The following is a 16096-nucleotide window of genomic DNA, read 5'->3' on the forward strand; positions in this document are numbered from 1 at the left end:
TATCCCGTCGGCGGGACTCACTGGGTCCACCAGTGGGTGTAGCACCCTCTCCTCCCTCAGCCGCCGTCCCCTTGTGGGGCGGCGGTGGTGTTTAAGGAGGACCGACGATCCCTGGATGCGTGGTCCGCGCGCGTCGATACTTGCGGGCGATGACGGACCGCGCGCAACTCGCCGACTTCCTGCGCCTGCGGCGCGAGCGGCTGCAACCCGACGACGTGGGGTTCGGGACCGGGCCACGCCGGCGGACGAAGGGGCTGCGACGCGAGGAGGTGGCGATGCTCGCGCACATGTCGACGGACTACTACGCGCGGCTGGAGCAGCAGCGCGGGCCGCAGCCGTCAGAGCCGATGCTGGCGGCGCTCGCGCGGGCCCTGCGGCTCAGCCAGGACGAGCGCGACCACCTGTTCCGGCTCGCCGGCCACACGCCGGGGCCACGGGCGCGGCGCACCGATCACGTGAACCCGGCGCTGATGCGCGTGCTCGACCGGATCGACGCGCCCGCCCAGGTGGTGTCGGACCTGGGCGAGACGTTGGTGCAGAACCCGCTCGCGGTCGCGCTCGTCGGCGACCAGACGCGCTTCACCGGCCCGGCGCGGAGCCTGCTGTATCGGTGGTTCACGGACCCGTCCGAACGCGCGCTGTACCCGCCCGAGGAGCACCTGCACCACTCGCGCGTGTACGTCGCCTACGCGCGCGGCGTCCTCGCCCGCGACCCGTCCGACGTCAAGGCCGCCGACCTCGTCGAGCAGGTACGGGCCCGCAGCGCCGAGTTCGTGGCCCTGTGGGCCGAGCACGAGGTCGCCGTCGAGTTCACCGAGCGCAAGCGCTTCGTGCACCCGCGCGTCGGCCCTCTGGAGCTGCATTGCCAGGAGCTGATCGCCGCCGACGAGGGGCAGCTGCTGCTCGTCTACACCGCCACGCCGGGGACCGAGGACTACGAGAAGCTCCAGCTGCTGTCGGTGATCGGCACGCAGCAGTTCGCCTGATCCAGGGAGCGTCGATCCGTGGATCGGCGCTCTCTTCAACCGGGGCGCGCGGTCCGCGACGCTCGTCGCATGCCTCGCACCCCCGTCGACATCACCGTCCCCGACCTGAGCGGCACACGCGCGCTCGTCACCGGCGCCAGCGACGGCGTCGGCCTGATCGTCGCCGAGCGCCTCGCCCGCGCCGGCGCCGACGTGCTGATGCCCGTCCGCAACCGGGCCAAGGGCATCGCCGCGGCCGACCGCATCCGCGCGGCCGCGCCCGGCGCCACCCTCGACGTGCGCGAGCTCGACCTCGCCTCGCAGGCCTCTGTCCGGCGCCTGGCGACCGAGCTGCTGGCCGAAGGCCGGCCGCTCGACCTGCTGATCAACAACGCGGGCGTGATGACGCCGCCCGAGCGGCGCGTCACCGAGGACGGCTTCGAGCTCCAGCTCGCGACGAACCACCTCGGGCACTTCGCGCTCGTCGGCCGCCTGCTCCCGTTGCTGCGCGGGGCCCGCGTCACCACGCAGTCCAGCGTCGCCGTCCGCCGCGCCGCGGTGCACTGGGACGACCTGCAGTGGCAGCAGGGCTACGACGCCCAGAAGGCGTACGCGAGCTCCAAGCTCGCGGTCTCGCTCTTCGGCCTGCACCTGGACCGGCTGAGCCGCGAGCGCGGGTGGGGGCTGGCGAGCAACGTCTCGCACCCGGGCATCTCGGCCACCAACCTGCTCGCCTCGCAGCCCGCCATGGGCCGCGCCGAGGACACGCGGGCCGTCCGCGTCATCCGCTGGCTCGCCACGAGCCGCCTGCCGTTCGCCCAGACCGCCGCCGAAGGCGCCCTGCCCGCGCTGTACGCCGCGACCGATCCGCGCGCCGAGGGCGGCCGCTTCTACGGTCCCGGCGGCTTCCAGCACGCCAGCGGGGCGCCCGCCGAGCAGAAGCCGTACCCGCCGCTCACCGACGTCGCCGAGGCCGAACGGGTCTGGGCGGTCTCCGGGGAGCTGACGGGGGTCAAGTGGACGCCTTAGGTCCCGTTTAGCGGGTCACCCCCGACCCCATATGCAGGGTTCCCCCCATGGCACGAATGAGACGGACGTGTGAGTATTCCCAGTGCGACATGGACGTAGGGCCCACCGGCATCGCTAGCCGTTTCACTGGCGGCGTGCCCGCGGCCAGACCCCCTCGAGCACGCTTCGGTTAGCGTGCCGGTGGCGCCCGACTCCGTCCCTCCCGTTGCCGTCAGACTGGGAGCCGTGTCCCCTCGTTCGCGCGGTCCCGCCCTCTTCTGGCGCGTGGCCATCGGCAACGCCGTCGTGCTCGCCGCCGCGTGCGCCATCACCGCGCTCGTGTTCGCCCCGAGCGGGACCGACATCGCGTTGCGCGAGCTGGCGATCTTCGGCGGCAGCCTCGTCTCGATGCTGGCGATCAACCTGCTGCTCCTGCGCCGCGCCCTCGGGCCGCTGCGCGAGCTGACCGGCTTCGCGCGCCGGATCAACCCGCTCGAGCCGGGCCTGCGTCTCCAGGTCGCCGGCGGGGACTCGGAGGCGACCGAGCTCGCGGACGCCTTCAACGACATGCTCGACCGGCTCGAGGACGAGCGCCGCGCGAGCGTCGGGCGCGCGCTCGCGGCGCAGGAGGGCGAGCGCCTGCGCGTGGCCCAGGAGCTCCACGACGGCGTCGGCCAGAGCCTCACAGGCGTGGTCCTGCAGCTCGGGCGCGTGGTCCGCGACGTGGACGACGCCGCCCGCCCACGCGTGGTGGAGGCGCAGGAGACCGCGCGCGAGAGCCTGGAGGAGATCCGCCGGATCGCGCGCCGGCTCCGGCCGGAGGCGCTCGACGACCTCGGCCTCGCCAGTGCGCTGCTGGTCCTTGGCGAGCGCGTGGCCGAGCACTCCGAGCTGCGCGTCGAGGTGCACGTGCAGCCGGGCCTGGAGTTCGGCGCCGACGAGGAGCTCGTGATCTACCGGGTCGCCCAGGAGGCCCTGACCAACGTCGCGCGCCACGCCGGCGCGAAGCGCGCCGAGGTTCGGTTGGAGCGTGCGCGGCTGGAGGTCGACGACGACGGCAGCGGGCTGCCGGCGAACGCCCACGAGGGCAGCGGCGTGCTCGGGATGCGCGAGCGCGCGGTCCTCGTCGGCGGCACTTTGAAGCTCACGCGGAGTCCGCTCGGCGGCGCACGCGTCACCCTGGAGCTCCCCACACCATGACGTTGCAGACCCGGATCATGCTCGCCGACGACCACGCCGTGGTCCGTCGCGGCCTCCGCCTCGTGCTCGAGGGGGAACCCGACCTGCGCGTGGTCGCGGAGGTCGGCGACGGCGCGGAGGCGGTCGAGCGCGGCCTTCAGGACGACGTCGACCTCGCCGTGCTGGACATCTCCATGCCGCGGATGACCGGCCTGCAGGCCGCCCGGGAGCTGACGAACCGCCGCGAGGGCCTGCGTGTGCTGATCCTGAGCATGCACGACAACGAGCAGTACCTGTTCGAGGCGCTGCGCGCGGGCGCCTCCGGCTACGTGCTCAAGAGCGTCGCCGACCGTGACCTCGTCGAGGCCTGCCGCGCCACGATGCGCGGCGAGCCGTTCCTCTACCCCGGCGCGGTCCGCGCGCTGATGCGCGACTTCATCGACCGCGCGCGCCGCGGGGAGACGCCGCCCGACGACCCGCTCACCCCGCGCGAGGTCGAGATCGTGAAGCTGATCGCCGAGGCCCGAACGACCCGCGAGATCGCCGCCGAGCTGGTGCTGAGCGAGAAGACGGTGGAACGCCACCGCACGAACATCCTCGCCAAGCTCGGCATGCGCGACCGCGTCGAGCTCGTGCGCTACGCCATCCGGCGCGGATTGGTGGAGCCCTAGCCCCCAGATCAGGGGCATCCCGGATAGGCAGCGCTTCCGGCCGCCGCGATCATCGGCGGATGCTGGATCTCGTGATCGTCGACGACCATCCCGCCGTCCGCACCGGGCTGCGCGGGCTGCTCGACTCCGAGGACGGCCTGCGGGTGGTCGCGACCGCCGCCACGGCGCGCGAGGGCTTCGAGGCGATCGCGGACCTGCGTCCGGCCGTCGCGCTCGTGGACCTGCACCTGCCCGACGACGACGGCCTCTCGCTGTGCCTGCGCACGCGCGCGCTCCCCGAGCCGCCACGCGTCGTCATCTACAGCGCCTTCGCCGATGCTGCACTGGGGGTACGGGCGGCGATCGCCGGCGCTTACGCCGTGCTCGCGAAGTCCGCGTCGCCGCGCGCGCTCACCGCGGTGCTCCGCGGTGAGCTGCGCCCGGCGCTGGACCCGCGCGCGCTGCGGGCGCTCGGCGAGCGGCTCGACCCGCCCGAGCTCGCGATCCTCGGCATGCTCGCCCACGGGGTGTCGGAGGCGGAGATGGCGGCGACGCTCGGACTTACGCCGGAGAAGGCGCTTACGCAGCGTCAGCAGATGCTCGCGCGGCTCTCCAGCCGGCGTCCCCTCGCAGCCGCGTAGCCGAGGCTGCCAAAATGGTGGGCATGCCCACGAGAGACCAGATCCTCGAGGCGCTTAAGGTCGTCATCGATCCCGAGCTCCACAAGGACATCGTCACGCTCGGGATGGTCCGGTCGGTCGACATCGCCGACTCCGGTGCCGTGAACGTCACGGTCTCGCTGACGACCCCCGGCTGCCCGATCAAGGGCCACTTCCAGACCGGAGTGGCCACCGCCGTCAAGGCCGTTGAAGGCGTCACCGCCGTCAACGTCGGCTTCGACGTGCTGTCCGACGCCGAGAAGCAGGGCCTCCAGCGCACGCTGGGCCGCGCCGCGGGGCTTCCCGAGGGCGCGCTCGCGCAGGTCGCGAACGTCGTCTGCATCGGCTCGGGCAAGGGTGGGGTCGGCAAGTCCACGCTGACCGTCAACCTCGCCGCCGCGCTGCAGGCCGAGGGCAAGAAGGTCGGCGTCCTGGACGCGGACGTGTGGGGCTACAGCATCCCGCGCATGCTCGGCCTCGGCGGCCAGCGCCCGAAGGTCTCTCCCGAGCGCAAGATCCTCCCGCTGGAGGCGCACGGGCTGAAGGTCATCTCGATCGGCTTCTTCCTCAAGGAGGACGAGGCGGTCGTGTGGCGCGGCCCGATGCTGCACAAGGCGCTCACGCAGTTCCTCGACGACGTCGCCTGGGGCGAGCTGGACTACCTGCTGATCGACCTGCCGCCGGGCACCGGCGACGTGTCGATGACGCTGTCGCAGCTGCTGCCGCAGGCCACGTTCATGATCGTCACGACGCCGCAGGACGCCGCCCAGAAGGTCGCGCGCCGCGCCGCCCAGATGGCCGACAAGGTCGACCTGACGATCAGCTCCGTGATCGAGAACATGTCCGGGTTCACCGCGCCGGACGGCGCGTTCTACCCGATCTTCGGCGAGGGCGGCGGCCAGAACCTGGCCGACGAGCTCGACGTGCCGCTGATCGGCCAGGTGCCGCTGACGATGCCGCTGCGCGCCCACGCGGACGCCGGCATCCCGCTCGTGGCCGTCGACCCCGACGACGCCGCGGCGCAGGCCATCCGCCACGCCGCCCAGGGTCTGATCGCCCTCGCGCCGGCCAAGCCGATCGCGCTGCCGACGCTGCCGAACGAGCCCGCCCCCGCGCTCCAGGTCGTGCAGGCCGGCCCGCCGCAGCCGGTCGGCATGTCCCTGCCGATGGCCGGCTAGGACGAGCTTCGCGAGGCGGCGGCGTGTGCCGCCGCCTCGTCAGCCTTCGATGCGGACGAGCGCGTGGTTGCGCCGGCCGCGGCGCAGGAGCAGGAACGTCGCGTCGGCGACGTCCAGCTCGGCTTCGGCGCGCTCGCCGTTGACGTAGGCGCCGCCCGACTCGACCGTGCGCCGGCCCTCGGAGTAGCTCGAGACGAGCCCGGCGGCCTGCAGCAGCCCGGCCGTGTTCTTCTCGGCCAGCTCGGCGCGCGTGAAGCGGAAGGTCGGGATCTCGCCGTCCAGGACGTCGAGGTCGCGCTCCTCGAGGTTGCCGCTGAACAGCGCGGCGCGAGCGCGGTTGGCCGCCTCGGTGGCCTCCGGGCCATGCACCCAGGTGGTCAGCTCGTCGGCGAGCCGGGCCTGCGGGATCCGCGCGCCCCGGTTCTGCTCGTGCTGCGCCATCAGCGCGTCGACCTCGTCCACGGGCAGCTCGGTGAACTTCAGCAGCAGCGAGCGGACGTCGTCGTCGGCGCTGTTGAGCCAGAACTGGTGGAACGCGTACGGCGACGTGCGCTCGGGATCGAGCCAGACGCTGCCGCCCTCGGTCTTGCCGAACTTGGTGCCGTCGGCCTTGGTCATCAGCGGCCACACGAGCCCGAAGGCGCGGTTGAGCCCGCGCTTGCGGATCATGTCCGTGCCGGCCGTGATGTTGCCGTACTGGTCGGAGCCACCGACCTGCAGCTCGCAGTCCTGCGCGCGGCGCAGGTGCACGAAGTCGTAGGCCTGGAGGATCTGGTAGCTGAACTCGGTGTAGGAGAGCCCCGCCTCCGACGCCAGCCGCGTGCGGACCGACGTGCGGTTGAGCATGTCCGGGACCGACACGAGCTTGCCGATCTCCCGCAGCAGCTCCAGGGCGGAGATCCCCAGCCACCACTCGCGGTTGTCGGTCATGATCGGGTCGGCGCCGTCGAGCAGACGCGACATCTGCTCGTAGAGGGCCGCGCGGTTGCGGTCCAGCTCCTCCTCGCCGAGCAGGTTGCGCTCGGCGCTCTTGCCCGACGGGTCCCCGACCATGCCGGTGAACCCGCCCACGAGCGCGATCGGCCGGTGGCCGAAGCGCGCGAACAGGCGCAGCACCGCCAGCCCTTGCAGGTGGCCTACATGCAGGCTGGACGCCGTCGGATCGAACCCGCAGTAGAGCCGGAGCGGCCCTTCAGCGAGACGCGCGCGGAGCGCCTCCTCGTCGGTGCATGCTTCGAGGAGGCCGCGGGCGTGAAGCTCGTCGAGGACGGTGACCGACTCAGCGACCGGCAAAGTAGGCGGCGTTGCGCTCAGCGAAGGAGGCCCACTCCTCCGGCAGCTGGTCTTCAGCGAAGCACGCGTCTACCGGGCACGCTTCGACGCAGGCGTCGCAGTCGATGCACTCGTCCGGGTCGATGAACAGCATCTCGACCTTGTCGTAGTCCGGCTCGTCGGGCGTCGGGTGGATGCAGTCGACGGGGCAGACCTCGACGCAGGAGTTGTCCTTGGTTCCAATGCAGGGCTCGGCGATCACGTAGGCCATGGCGTCAATGGTCGCATAGGCTGAGGATCGAGTTGCTTCTTCTGACAGGTGCCACAGGACTGCTGGGTCATCCGGTCGTGCGCCGGCTGGTCGCGCGAGGCGTCCCCGTCCGTTGTCTGGTGCGGGATCCGCGCCGTCTGGGGCCGGAGCGCGTAAGGGTCCAATTGGCGATCGGAGATCTGGCCGATCCGTCCTCGTGGCGCAATGCGCTGCGCGGTGTCGACACGGTCGTGCATCTCGCGGGCGGCGCGCGCGACCAGGCGCGCGCGTCCGTCGAGGAGCTCAACGGCCTCGCCACGTTCCGGCTGCTGCAGGCGGCCGAGCGCGTGGGCGCGAAGCACTTCGTCTGGATCACGCCGCTCGGGGCCACCCCGCACCACCCGATGCGGATGCAGCGCGCGAAGGCGCTCGCCGCGGCGGTGGTGGAGGAGGCGGGCATCCCGACCACGACGCTCGCGCACTCGCTCATCTACGCGCCCGGCGATCGCCACCTGCTGTGGATCGAGCGGCTGGGCTACCTGCCCGCGGTGCCGCTGGTCGGCCGCGGGATCGCGCGCACCCAGCCGATCTGGGTCGAGGACATGGCCGACGCGGTGCTCGCCGCGCTGGACGCACCCGAGGGCCATCGCCGCTTCGAGCTCGCCGGCCCCGACGTCCTGTCGCAGCGCGAGGTCGTGCGGCTCGTGCTGGCGGCGGCCGGCCGCCGCCGGCGGCCGCTCCCGCTGCCGCTGGTGGGTCTGCGGGCCGCGCTGCGCGCCGAGGAGACGCTCGCCGGCCCGACGTCGCTGATCACCTGGGACGAGGCGCAGCTGCTGGCGGTGGAGATGCTCTCCGCGCGCGGCACCGAGGACGCCCGTGCCCTCGGCATCAGCCCCCGGCGGATGTCGGAGGTCTTAGGTGCGCCCAGGGATTCGCGTACTCAAGCTGCCGTGCCAGCTGCAGCAGCCGATCCTCGGCCAGCGGCCGGCCGATGAGCTGCACGGCGGTCGGCAGGCCGTCGGCGCCCATGCCGACCGGCACGGCGATCGCCGGCTGGCCGGTGACGTTGAACAACGACGTGTAGGGCGTGAACCGGCCGGAGCGCGCGAGGTCGGCCAGCGGGTCCTCGCCGCAGCCGTGGCACTCGCCGATCGCCAGCGGCCGCTCGCCGAGCGCCGGGGTGAGCAGAGCGTCGTAGTCGGCGAAGAAGGCGACCAGCCGCCGCGCCAGGGCCTGCAGCTGCGCCTGCGTGGTCAGATAGGCGACGGCGGGTGTGGTGCGCGCGCGGTCCAGCAGCGCGCGTGAGAGCGGCTCGATCTCGTCCTCGCCCGGCTCGTGGCCGGCGAGCCGCACCGCCGCCTGGATGCCCAGCGCGATCGCCGGGCCGAAGACGTTGATGAACGCCTCCAGCACCTCGGCGGGCGGGAACGGCGGCGTGACCTCCTCGACCTCGTGCCCGACGCCCTGCAGGATCTCCGCGGCGATCCGCACGCCGGCCAGCGCGTCGGGCGGCGGCGTCACGCCGAGCGGGTTCGCGGCGGTCACCGCGATCCGCAGCTTGCCCGGGTCGCGCCGCAGGGCGGTCGCGTACGGCTCGGGCGGCTTCGGCGCCCAGTTGGCGTCGCCGACCTCGTAGCCGCTGATCACGTCCAGCGCGTGCGCGGTGTCGGCGACCGTGCGCGTGAGCACGCCGTTGGCGGCCAGGAACGACTCGCCCATGTCCGGGCCCACCGACACCCGGCCGCGGCTCGGCTTCAGCCCCACGAGCCCGCAGCAGGCCGCGGGGATCCGCAGCGAGCCGCCCCCGTCGTTGCCGTGGCCGATCGGGACGAGCCCGGCCGCGACCGCCGCCGCCGACCCGCCGCTGGACCCGCCGGGCGTGCGGTCGAGGTCCCACGGGTTGCGGGTCGGGCCGCCGAAGCGCGGCTCGGTGGTGGGCAGGATCCCGAACTCCGGCAGGTTCGTGATACCGACGATCACGAAGCCCGCCTCCCGCAGCCGCTGCACCAGGTAGGCGGAGTGGTCGGGCCGGAAGCCGGCGAGCAGCCGGGAGCCGTTGCTGAGCGGATACCCCTCCACCGGCACGTTGCCCTTGACCGCGATCGGCACGCCGGCGAACGGCTGCGCGTCGCCCGGCCGCACCCGGTCCGCCGCGGCGAGCGCCCGCTCGGCCTCGACGGCCGTGAAGGCGTTCAGCGTGGGGTTGGCGGCCTCGATCCGGCGCAGCGCGTCCTCGGTGACCTCCCGCGCGGTCGCCTGTCCGCTGCGCACGAGCGCAGAGATCTCCACGGCCGAAGCGAAGCCCAGATCGCCCACGCCTGGACCCTACCTACTAGTGTCGTCGCCGCTCTATGCGCGCACTTGTGAAAGCCCACGCCGAGCCCGGTCTCTGGCTCCAGGACGTACCCGAGCCCGAGATCGGGATCAACGACGTGCTCATCCGCGTCGACCGTGCCGGGATCTGCGGCACGGACCTGCACATCTCCAACTGGGACGCCTGGGCCCAGAAGACGATCCCGGTCGGGCTGGTGATCGGCCACGAGTTCGTGGGCGACGTCGTCGCCGTCGGGGACAACGTCACCGGCTTCCAGCCCGGTGACCTCGTGTCCGGGGAGGGCCACCTCGTCTGCGGGCGCTGCCGCAACTGCATGGCGGGCCGGCGCCACCTGTGCGCGCACACCGAGGGCATCGGCGTGTCGCGGACGGGCGCGTTCGCCGAGTACATCGCGCTGCCGATGACGAACGTCTGGCATCACGGTCGCAGCATCGATCGCGACGTCGCCTCGATCTTCGACCCGTTCGGCAACGCGGTGCACACGGCGCTGGCGTTCCCGGTGCTCGGCGAGGACGTGCTGATCACCGGTGCCGGGCCGATCGGCGCGATGGCCGCCGCGGTCGTCCGCCACGCGGGCGCGCGCCACGTCGTGATCACCGACGTCAACCCGCACCGGCTGGACCTGGCGCGGAAGATGGGCGTCACGCGCGCCGTCGACGTGCGCAGCGAGAAGCTCGAGGACGTCCAGCGCGAGCTCGGCATGGAGGAGGGCTTCGACGTCGGCCTCGAGATGTCGGGCAACGCCAGCGCGCTGCGCGAGATGATCGCCAACATGTCGCACGGCGGGAAGCTGGCGCTGCTCGGCATCCCGCCGGAGGAGTTCGCGATCGACTGGAACCAGGTCGTGTTCAACATGCTCACGATCAAGGGCATCTACGGCCGCGAGATGTACGAGACGTGGTACGCGATGACGGTGATGGTCCAGAGCGGGCTCGACATCTCGCCCGTGATCACCCACCACTTCGCGGCGTCCGACCACGAGGAGGCGTTCGCCACGGCGGCGAGCGGCGAGGCGGGCAAGGTCATCCTGCACTGGAGGGACTAGGCGATGTACTCGGTACGTGAGCAGCTCGCGGGTGAGCTCGACGAGATCCGCGCGGCGGGCCTGTTCAAGGCCGAGCGGATCATCCAGACCCCGCAGCAGGCCAACGTCGCGGTCGAGGGCGACAGCGTCCTCAACCTCTGCGCGAACAACTACCTCGGGCTGGCCGACCATCCGGCGCTGGTCGAGGCGGCGCAGGCGGCGCTGGACCGCTGGGGCTTCGGCATGGCCTCCGTGCGGTTCATCTGCGGCACGCAGGAGATCCACAAGGAGCTCGAGGCGAAGATCTCCGGCTTCCTCGGCACTGAGGACACGATCCTCTACGGCTCCTGCTTCGACGCCAACGGCGGCCTCTTCGAGACGATCCTCGGCCCCGAGGACGCGGTCATCTCCGACGCGCTCAACCACGCGTCGATCATCGACGGCATCCGCCTCTGCAAGGCCCAGCGCTACCGCTACGCGAACTCCGACATGGACGAGCTCGAGGCGCACCTGAAGGCCTCCCAGGGCGCCCGTCGGCGGCTGATCGCCACGGACGGCGTCTTCTCCATGGACGGCTACGTGGCCAAGCTCGACGAGATCTGCGACCTGGCCGAGCGCTACGACGCCATGGTCATGGTCGACGACTCGCACGCCGTCGGCTTCGTCGGCGAGGGCGGGCGCGGCACGCCGGAGCTCAAGGGCGTGATGGACCGCGTGGACATCATCACCGGCACGCTCGGCAAGGCCCTCGGCGGCGCGTCGGGCGGCTACACGAGCGGCAAGGCCGAGATCGTCGCGCTGCTGCGCCAGCGCTCGCGGCCCTACCTGTTCTCCAACACGCTCGCCCCGCCGATCGTCGCCGCTTCGCTGAAGGCGTTCGAGCTGCTCGAGAGCGGCGGCGAGCTGCGCGCGAAGCTGCGCGCCAACACCGAGCGCTTCCGCTCCCGCATGACCGAGCTCGGCTTCGACGTCCTGCCGGGCGACCACCCGATCGCACCCGTGATGTTCGGCGACGCGGTGCTGGCCGGCCGCACCGCCGACGCGATGCTCGAGCGCGGCGTGTACGTGATCGCCTTCTCGTTCCCGGTCGTCCCGCGCGAGCAGGCCCGCATCCGCACCCAGATGTCCGCGGCGCACTCGTCCGACGACATCGACCGCGCGATCGCGGCGTTCGTCGACGTGCGCGACTCGCTCTAACCGGCGCTCAGCAGGGCCGCGGCCGCCGCCTGGGCGGCCGCGCCCGGCGCCGGGCTGCGGTCGAGCTGCGCGCCGACCATCGACCCGTCGTAGAGCAGCACCAGCTGCTCCGACAGCGCGCCCGGGTCACGCACGCCCGCTTCGCGTCCGAGGCCCTCGAACAGCGACCGCACCCAGGCGCGGTGGCGGTCGCGGACCTCCTCGACGGCCGCCTGCGAGCTGGTCTCGGCGCTGGCGTTGATGAACGGGCAGCCGTTGTAGCCCGGAGCCATGAACCACTCCGTCAGGAGGGCGAAGATCCCGACGATCCGCTCAGCGGGTGCGCTCCAGCGCTCGGGGAGCACCTCCGCGACATAGGCCTGCCATGCGTCGCTGCGCCGCTGCAGGTAGGCGCGGACGAGCTCGTCCTTGGACCCGTAGGTGGTGTAGAGCGACGCGCGCGCCACGTCGGCGCGCTTGAGGATGCGGTCCACGCCCACGGAGCAGATGCCCTCCTCGTAGAAGAGCTCGTCGGCCGCTTCGAGCAGGCGGTCGCGGGGTGCGGGGCGGTCCATAGATCACAGTCTAGACCGACCGGTCTATCCGACGTGCTAGCGTCCAGACCGACCGTTCTATCTAGGAGTTGGCATGGACCTCAACGGCAAGACCGCGCTCGTCACCGGCGCGACCTCGGGCATCGGCCGCGCGATCGCGCTCGAGCTCGCCCGTGACGGCGCGAGCGTGATCGTGTCCGGGCGCGACGCCGACCGCGGCGAGGCGACCGTCGCGGCGATCGAGGCGGAGGGCGGGCGCGCGCGGTTCGTGGCCGCCGATCTCGGCGACCTCGGCTCGGTCGCGCAGTTGGCCGACGCGGCCGCGGACGCGGACGTGCTCGTCAACAACGCCGGCGTGTTCGGCTTCGCGCCGACCGCCGACCAGGACGTGGCGTCCTTCGAGACGATGTTCGACGTCAACGTGCGCGGGCCGTTCTTCCTCACGGCGGCACTCGCGCCCAAGATGGCGGCCCGCGGGGGCGGCAGCATCATCAACGTCACGACGATGGCCGCCGAGATCGGGATGGTCGGCGCGGCGGCGTACGGCGCGTCCAAGGCGGCGATGGCGGCCGCCACCCGTTCCTGGGCGGCGGAGTTCGCCGATCAGGACGTGCGGGTGAACGCCGTCTCGCCCGGGCCCACGCCGACCGAGGGCACGCTCGCGGCGATGGGCGCGGACGGCGCCGGTCAGGTCAGCGCGACCGTCCCGCTCAAGCGGCCGGCGCGGGTCGAGGAGATCGCGCGCGTCGTCGCGTTCGTCGCCTCACCGCGGGCCAGCTACGTCACCGGCGCGACCTTCGCCGCCGACGGCGGGCGCGCCGCGGTCTGAGCCTCGGAATGGGGTAGGCCCAGGGCATGCTGGAGCAACGCACCCTGGGCGCCCTGACCGTCTCCGAGCTCGGGCTCGGCTGCATGGGCATGTCGTTCGCCTACGGGCCGGGCGACGACGACGAGTCGATCCGCACCATCCACCGCGCGCTGGAGCTCGGCGTGACATTCCTGGACACCGCCGACATCTACGGCGCAGGCGTCAACGAGGAGCTGGTCGGGCGCGCGGTGGCCGGACGGCGCGACGACTTCGTGATCGCCACGAAGTTCGCCAACCGCACCGACGCCGACGGCAACCGCTTCATCGACAACTCGCCGGACTGGATCCGGCAGGCCGTCGACGACTCGCTGCGGCGGCTGGGCACGGACTACATCGACCTCTACTACATGCACCGCCGCGACCCCGACGTGCCGATCGAGGAGAGCGTCGGCGTGATGGCCGAGCAGGTGCAGGCGGGCAAGGTCCGTCACCTGGGCCTGAGCGAGGTGAGCGCGGAGACGTTGCGCGCGGCGACGACCGTGCACCCGATCGCGGCGCTGCAGAGCGAGTGGTCGCTGTTCACGCGCGGCCTGGAGGCAGAGATCGTCCCGGTCGCGCGCGAGCTGGGCGTCGGGCTGGTGCCGTACTCGCCGCTCGGCCGCGGGCTGCTGGCGGGCGCTCTGACGAGCACCGAGTCGCTCGCGCCCGACGACTTCCGCCGCAACAACCCGCGCTGGCAGGGCGAGAACCTCGAGCACAACCTGGCGCTCGTCCAGAAGATGCGCGACCTGGCCGAGCAGGCCGGCTGCTCACCGGTGCAGCTCGCGCTCGCGTGGCTGCTCGCCCAGGGCGACGACGTCGTCCCGATCCCGGGCACCAAGCGCGTCAAGTACCTGGAGGAGAACACCGCCGCGGCCGACGTGAACGTGCCCGCGGACGTGCTGGCGCAGCTCGACGCGCTCGGCGAGGCCGCCGGTGACCGCTACCAAGGCGCGATGATGCAGGCGGTGGAGCGCTAGCTACAACGCCTCGTCCTCCGGCAGGGGCACTTCCTGCGGCGGGGCGCCCGTCTCCTGGTCCCAGGAGGTGAACGCCTCGCCGTCGCGGCCGACGTGCTCGTTCGCGCCTCCGAGGGCGAGGATGAGGACGTCGGCGTTCGGGTCGCGGTTGACGAGCTGGCGCTTGACGCCCGGCGCCACGCGGGCCAGCTCCCCTTGCGTGAGGACGCGCTCCTCGCCCTCGACGCCGAGGGTGAGCGTGCCGGCCAGGACGAGGAACACCTCCTCCTGGTGGTGATGCAGGTGGATGCGCCCGCGCTGGCCGGGCCGCAGGCGGATCTGGTTGATGCCGATCGTGGTGACGCCCAGCTCCCGTCGCAAGGACAGGAAGCGCTCGGGGTGGTCGGGATCGAGCTTCGCGTAGCTGACGCCGGTCTCCATGGTCAGATCATGCCTGGATCCCGATCCAGGTCTCCGACTCGGCGGCCGTGAGCCCGCCGTGGTGGCCCTTGAAGCGGCGCTCCGGGCTGGGCGCGCTCGTCAGGCCGACCATGCGGCCGGGGGCCGGCAGCACGCACACGTCCGCGAGGCGCTCACGCAACCGCGGGCCGACGTGGGTGAACAGCTCGTGCGCGAGACGGACCTCGGCACGGTGCTCGAGCCGCCGCTGCAGCTCCTCGACGACCCGCTCCGGCTCGTCGACGTGCAGGAACAGGTCACGCGCGGAGCCGGCGGGCGGGCGCGTGAGGTGCTCTGTCAGCTCCGGCCAGAACAGGTCCAGGCTGTCCGTCGTGTGGACGTCCAGCTGGCCGTGGTCGGCGGTGACCAGCAGCGGTGTGTCGACGGCCGCGAGCGCGTCGAGCGCGTGCAGCGACGCGTCCACGAACGCTTGGCTCGACGGGCCCTCCCGGTGGCCGGTGGCGTCGATCGCGTCCCAGTACAGGTAGGAGACGCCCGGCGTCGACCGCAGCTGCGCCACGCCGTCGGCCAGGTGCTCGAACCCGACGACGGTCGCTCCGGCGAAGGCGGCCGATCCGTAAGGCGTGTCCGCGATCGCGGCCGGCTGCAGGACGGTGGCGCCCGCGCAGCGGCTCGGCCACGGGAACAGCGCTCGCGGCGCGATCGGCAGCGGCTCGTCGCGATCGGCGAACGCGAACCGCAGCGGCCGCACGACGTCACCGACGAGCGGCTCGAAGCAGCGCCACTCGTAGAGGCCGTGCTCGCCGACGGGCAGGCCGCTGTAGAGCGTCGTCAGGTGCGCGGTCGTGGTCGACGGGAACTGCGAGCGCATCGGCTCGATCTCGAGCCGATGCAGGAGCGGATGGTCGGCGTGGCGTTGCACGAACGCCCAGCCGAACGCGTCCAGCAGCACGACGCCGAGCTGGTCGTGCTCGGCCGCCAGCGCGTCGATGCGGGCCGGCAGGTCGGCGAAGCCGAGGCTCACGGGGTGGCGGCGCGCGAGCGGACGAGCGTCTGCGCGAGCGTCACCGTCAGCGGCTCGACCTCGTGGATCGACGCCGTGTGCAGCAGCCGCACGCCCGCGTTCACCACGCCCTGCACGAGCTGGGCGGCCAGCTCGGCGTCCGGGTCGCCCTTGAGCTTGAGCTCGTCGACCAGCAGCGCCGCCGGGCGGTAGGCGAGCGCGTTGATGCGCGCGCGGACCGCGGGCCCGAGCGGCGCGTCCCCGAGCAGCTGCGCGAGCCGGTGCGCGCCGGCGACGACCAGCCGCAGCTGCGTCGCGACGAACGCCTCGATGCGCGCGTCCGCGTCCGGGGCGTCGTCCATCGCCGACCGCAGGTCCTTCAGCCAGCGCGGCATGTCACGCTCGCACAGCGCCGCGATCAGGTCGTCGCGGGAGCTGAAGTAGCGGTAGATCGAGTTGCGCGCCAGGCCCGTCCGGTCGCCGAGGCGCCCGAACGTGAGCGCGGCATGACCCTCCTCCATGAGGATCTGCTCCGCGGCGTCCAACAGCGCCTCGCGCTGCTGCGCGCGGTGCTCGGCGACGGTGGGCGCGTCGATCTGTGGCATCGCGCCGAAATG

General features: G+C 72.6%; 18 protein-coding genes. 11 read left to right on the plus strand and 7 right to left on the minus strand.

All coding sequences use genetic code 11. The features are described 5' to 3' along the window. Positions 1-149: 149 nt before the first annotated feature. From C8N24_RS12420 to C8N24_RS12445, 6 genes are all read left to right on the plus strand, one after another. Positions 150-986, plus strand: coding sequence for a helix-turn-helix transcriptional regulator (locus C8N24_RS12420; protein WP_121250334.1), 837 nt, complete (start codon positions 150-152; stop codon positions 984-986). Between the two features lie 69 nt (positions 987-1055). Then, a complete protein-coding gene (locus C8N24_RS12425) occupies positions 1056-1994 on the plus strand; it encodes an SDR family oxidoreductase (RefSeq protein ID WP_121250335.1) in 939 nt (312 codons plus the stop codon). A 225-nt stretch (positions 1995-2219) separates the two neighbouring features. Further along, positions 2220-3173, plus strand: coding sequence for a HAMP domain-containing sensor histidine kinase (locus C8N24_RS12430; protein ID WP_121250337.1), 954 nt, complete (start codon positions 2220-2222; stop codon positions 3171-3173). Continuing rightward, complete coding sequence (locus tag C8N24_RS12435) at positions 3170-3823, plus strand: response regulator (RefSeq protein WP_121250339.1); 654 nt, start codon at positions 3170-3172, stop codon at positions 3821-3823. Before C8N24_RS12430 ends, C8N24_RS12435 begins: the two co-directional genes overlap by 4 nt. A gap of 59 nt (positions 3824-3882) precedes the next feature. Beyond that, positions 3883-4443: a response regulator gene (locus C8N24_RS12440; protein WP_121250340.1), complete on the plus strand. Its 561-nt coding sequence runs from the start codon at positions 3883-3885 to the stop codon at positions 4441-4443. Positions 4444-4457: 14 nt separating this feature from the next. After that, on the plus strand, positions 4458-5639 hold the full coding sequence (locus C8N24_RS12445) for an Mrp/NBP35 family ATP-binding protein (protein ID WP_121250342.1): 1182 nt from the start codon (positions 4458-4460) through the stop codon (positions 5637-5639). A 39-nt stretch (positions 5640-5678) separates the two neighbouring features. Here the strand turns inward: C8N24_RS12445 and tyrS are convergent, their stop codons facing one another. Together tyrS and C8N24_RS12455 are read right to left on the minus strand one after the other, a co-directional pair. Further along, the gene (tyrS, locus tag C8N24_RS12450) at positions 5679-6932 is read right to left on the minus strand and encodes a tyrosine--tRNA ligase (RefSeq protein ID WP_121250344.1); all 1254 of its coding nucleotides are present in this window, start codon (positions 6930-6932) and stop codon (positions 5679-5681) included. Further along, the gene (locus C8N24_RS12455) at positions 6919-7182 is read right to left on the minus strand and encodes a 4Fe-4S dicluster domain-containing protein (protein ID WP_121250345.1); all 264 of its coding nucleotides are present in this window, start codon (positions 7180-7182) and stop codon (positions 6919-6921) included. Before C8N24_RS12455 ends, tyrS begins: the two co-directional genes overlap by 14 nt. 32 nt (positions 7183-7214) lie before the next feature. Here C8N24_RS12455 and C8N24_RS12460 point away from each other — a divergent pair, with 32 nt between their 5' ends. Continuing rightward, positions 7215-8156 (plus strand): SDR family oxidoreductase, encoded by a 942-nt coding sequence (locus tag C8N24_RS12460; protein WP_170179042.1) that lies wholly within the window; start codon positions 7215-7217, stop codon positions 8154-8156. Here the strand turns inward: C8N24_RS12460 and C8N24_RS12465 are convergent. Further along, the gene (locus C8N24_RS12465) at positions 8050-9477 is read right to left on the minus strand and encodes an amidase (protein ID WP_121250349.1); all 1428 of its coding nucleotides are present in this window, start codon (positions 9475-9477) and stop codon (positions 8050-8052) included. The two genes, C8N24_RS12460 and C8N24_RS12465, sit on opposite strands and share 107 nt — an antisense overlap. A gap of 35 nt (positions 9478-9512) precedes the next feature. Between C8N24_RS12465 and tdh the strand changes: the two genes are divergently transcribed. Next, on the plus strand, positions 9513-10541 hold the full coding sequence (gene tdh / locus C8N24_RS12470; protein WP_121250350.1) for an L-threonine 3-dehydrogenase: 1029 nt from the start codon (positions 9513-9515) through the stop codon (positions 10539-10541). Between the two features lie 3 nt (positions 10542-10544). Further along, positions 10545-11717, plus strand: a complete 1173-nt coding sequence (locus C8N24_RS12475) for a glycine C-acetyltransferase (protein ID WP_121250352.1) — start codon at positions 10545-10547, stop codon at positions 11715-11717. Here C8N24_RS12475 and C8N24_RS12480 read toward each other — a convergent pair. Next, positions 11714-12271: a TetR/AcrR family transcriptional regulator gene (locus C8N24_RS12480; RefSeq protein WP_121250354.1), complete on the minus strand. Its 558-nt coding sequence runs from the start codon at positions 12269-12271 to the stop codon at positions 11714-11716. The two genes, C8N24_RS12475 and C8N24_RS12480, sit on opposite strands and share 4 nt — an antisense overlap. A gap of 73 nt (positions 12272-12344) precedes the next feature. Between C8N24_RS12480 and C8N24_RS12485 the strand changes: the two genes are divergently transcribed. Further along, positions 12345-13079 (plus strand): SDR family NAD(P)-dependent oxidoreductase, encoded by a 735-nt coding sequence (locus tag C8N24_RS12485; protein WP_121250356.1) that lies wholly within the window; start codon positions 12345-12347, stop codon positions 13077-13079. A gap of 29 nt (positions 13080-13108) precedes the next feature. Beyond that, positions 13109-14077: an aldo/keto reductase gene (locus C8N24_RS12490; protein ID WP_121253155.1), complete on the plus strand. Its 969-nt coding sequence runs from the start codon at positions 13109-13111 to the stop codon at positions 14075-14077. Here the strand turns inward: C8N24_RS12490 and C8N24_RS12495 are convergent, their stop codons facing one another. The 3 genes from C8N24_RS12495 to C8N24_RS12505 are packed head-to-tail and all read right to left on the minus strand — an operon-like array spanning position 14078 to position 16084. Next, positions 14078-14497, minus strand: coding sequence for a cupin domain-containing protein (locus C8N24_RS12495; RefSeq protein ID WP_121250358.1), 420 nt, complete (start codon positions 14495-14497; stop codon positions 14078-14080). It lies immediately after the preceding gene. A gap of 7 nt (positions 14498-14504) precedes the next feature. Next, a complete protein-coding gene (locus C8N24_RS12500; RefSeq protein ID WP_121250360.1) occupies positions 14505-15500 on the minus strand; it encodes an alkaline phosphatase family protein in 996 nt (331 codons plus the stop codon). Next, the gene (locus C8N24_RS12505; protein ID WP_121250362.1) at positions 15497-16084 is read right to left on the minus strand and encodes a TetR/AcrR family transcriptional regulator; all 588 of its coding nucleotides are present in this window, start codon (positions 16082-16084) and stop codon (positions 15497-15499) included. The genes C8N24_RS12500 and C8N24_RS12505 overlap by 4 nt, the downstream gene beginning before the upstream one ends. Between the last annotated feature and the right edge of the window lie 12 nt (positions 16085-16096).

The organism is Solirubrobacter pauli (assembly GCF_003633755.1).
Taxonomy (GTDB): Bacteria; Actinomycetota; Thermoleophilia; order Solirubrobacterales; family Solirubrobacteraceae; genus Solirubrobacter; species Solirubrobacter pauli.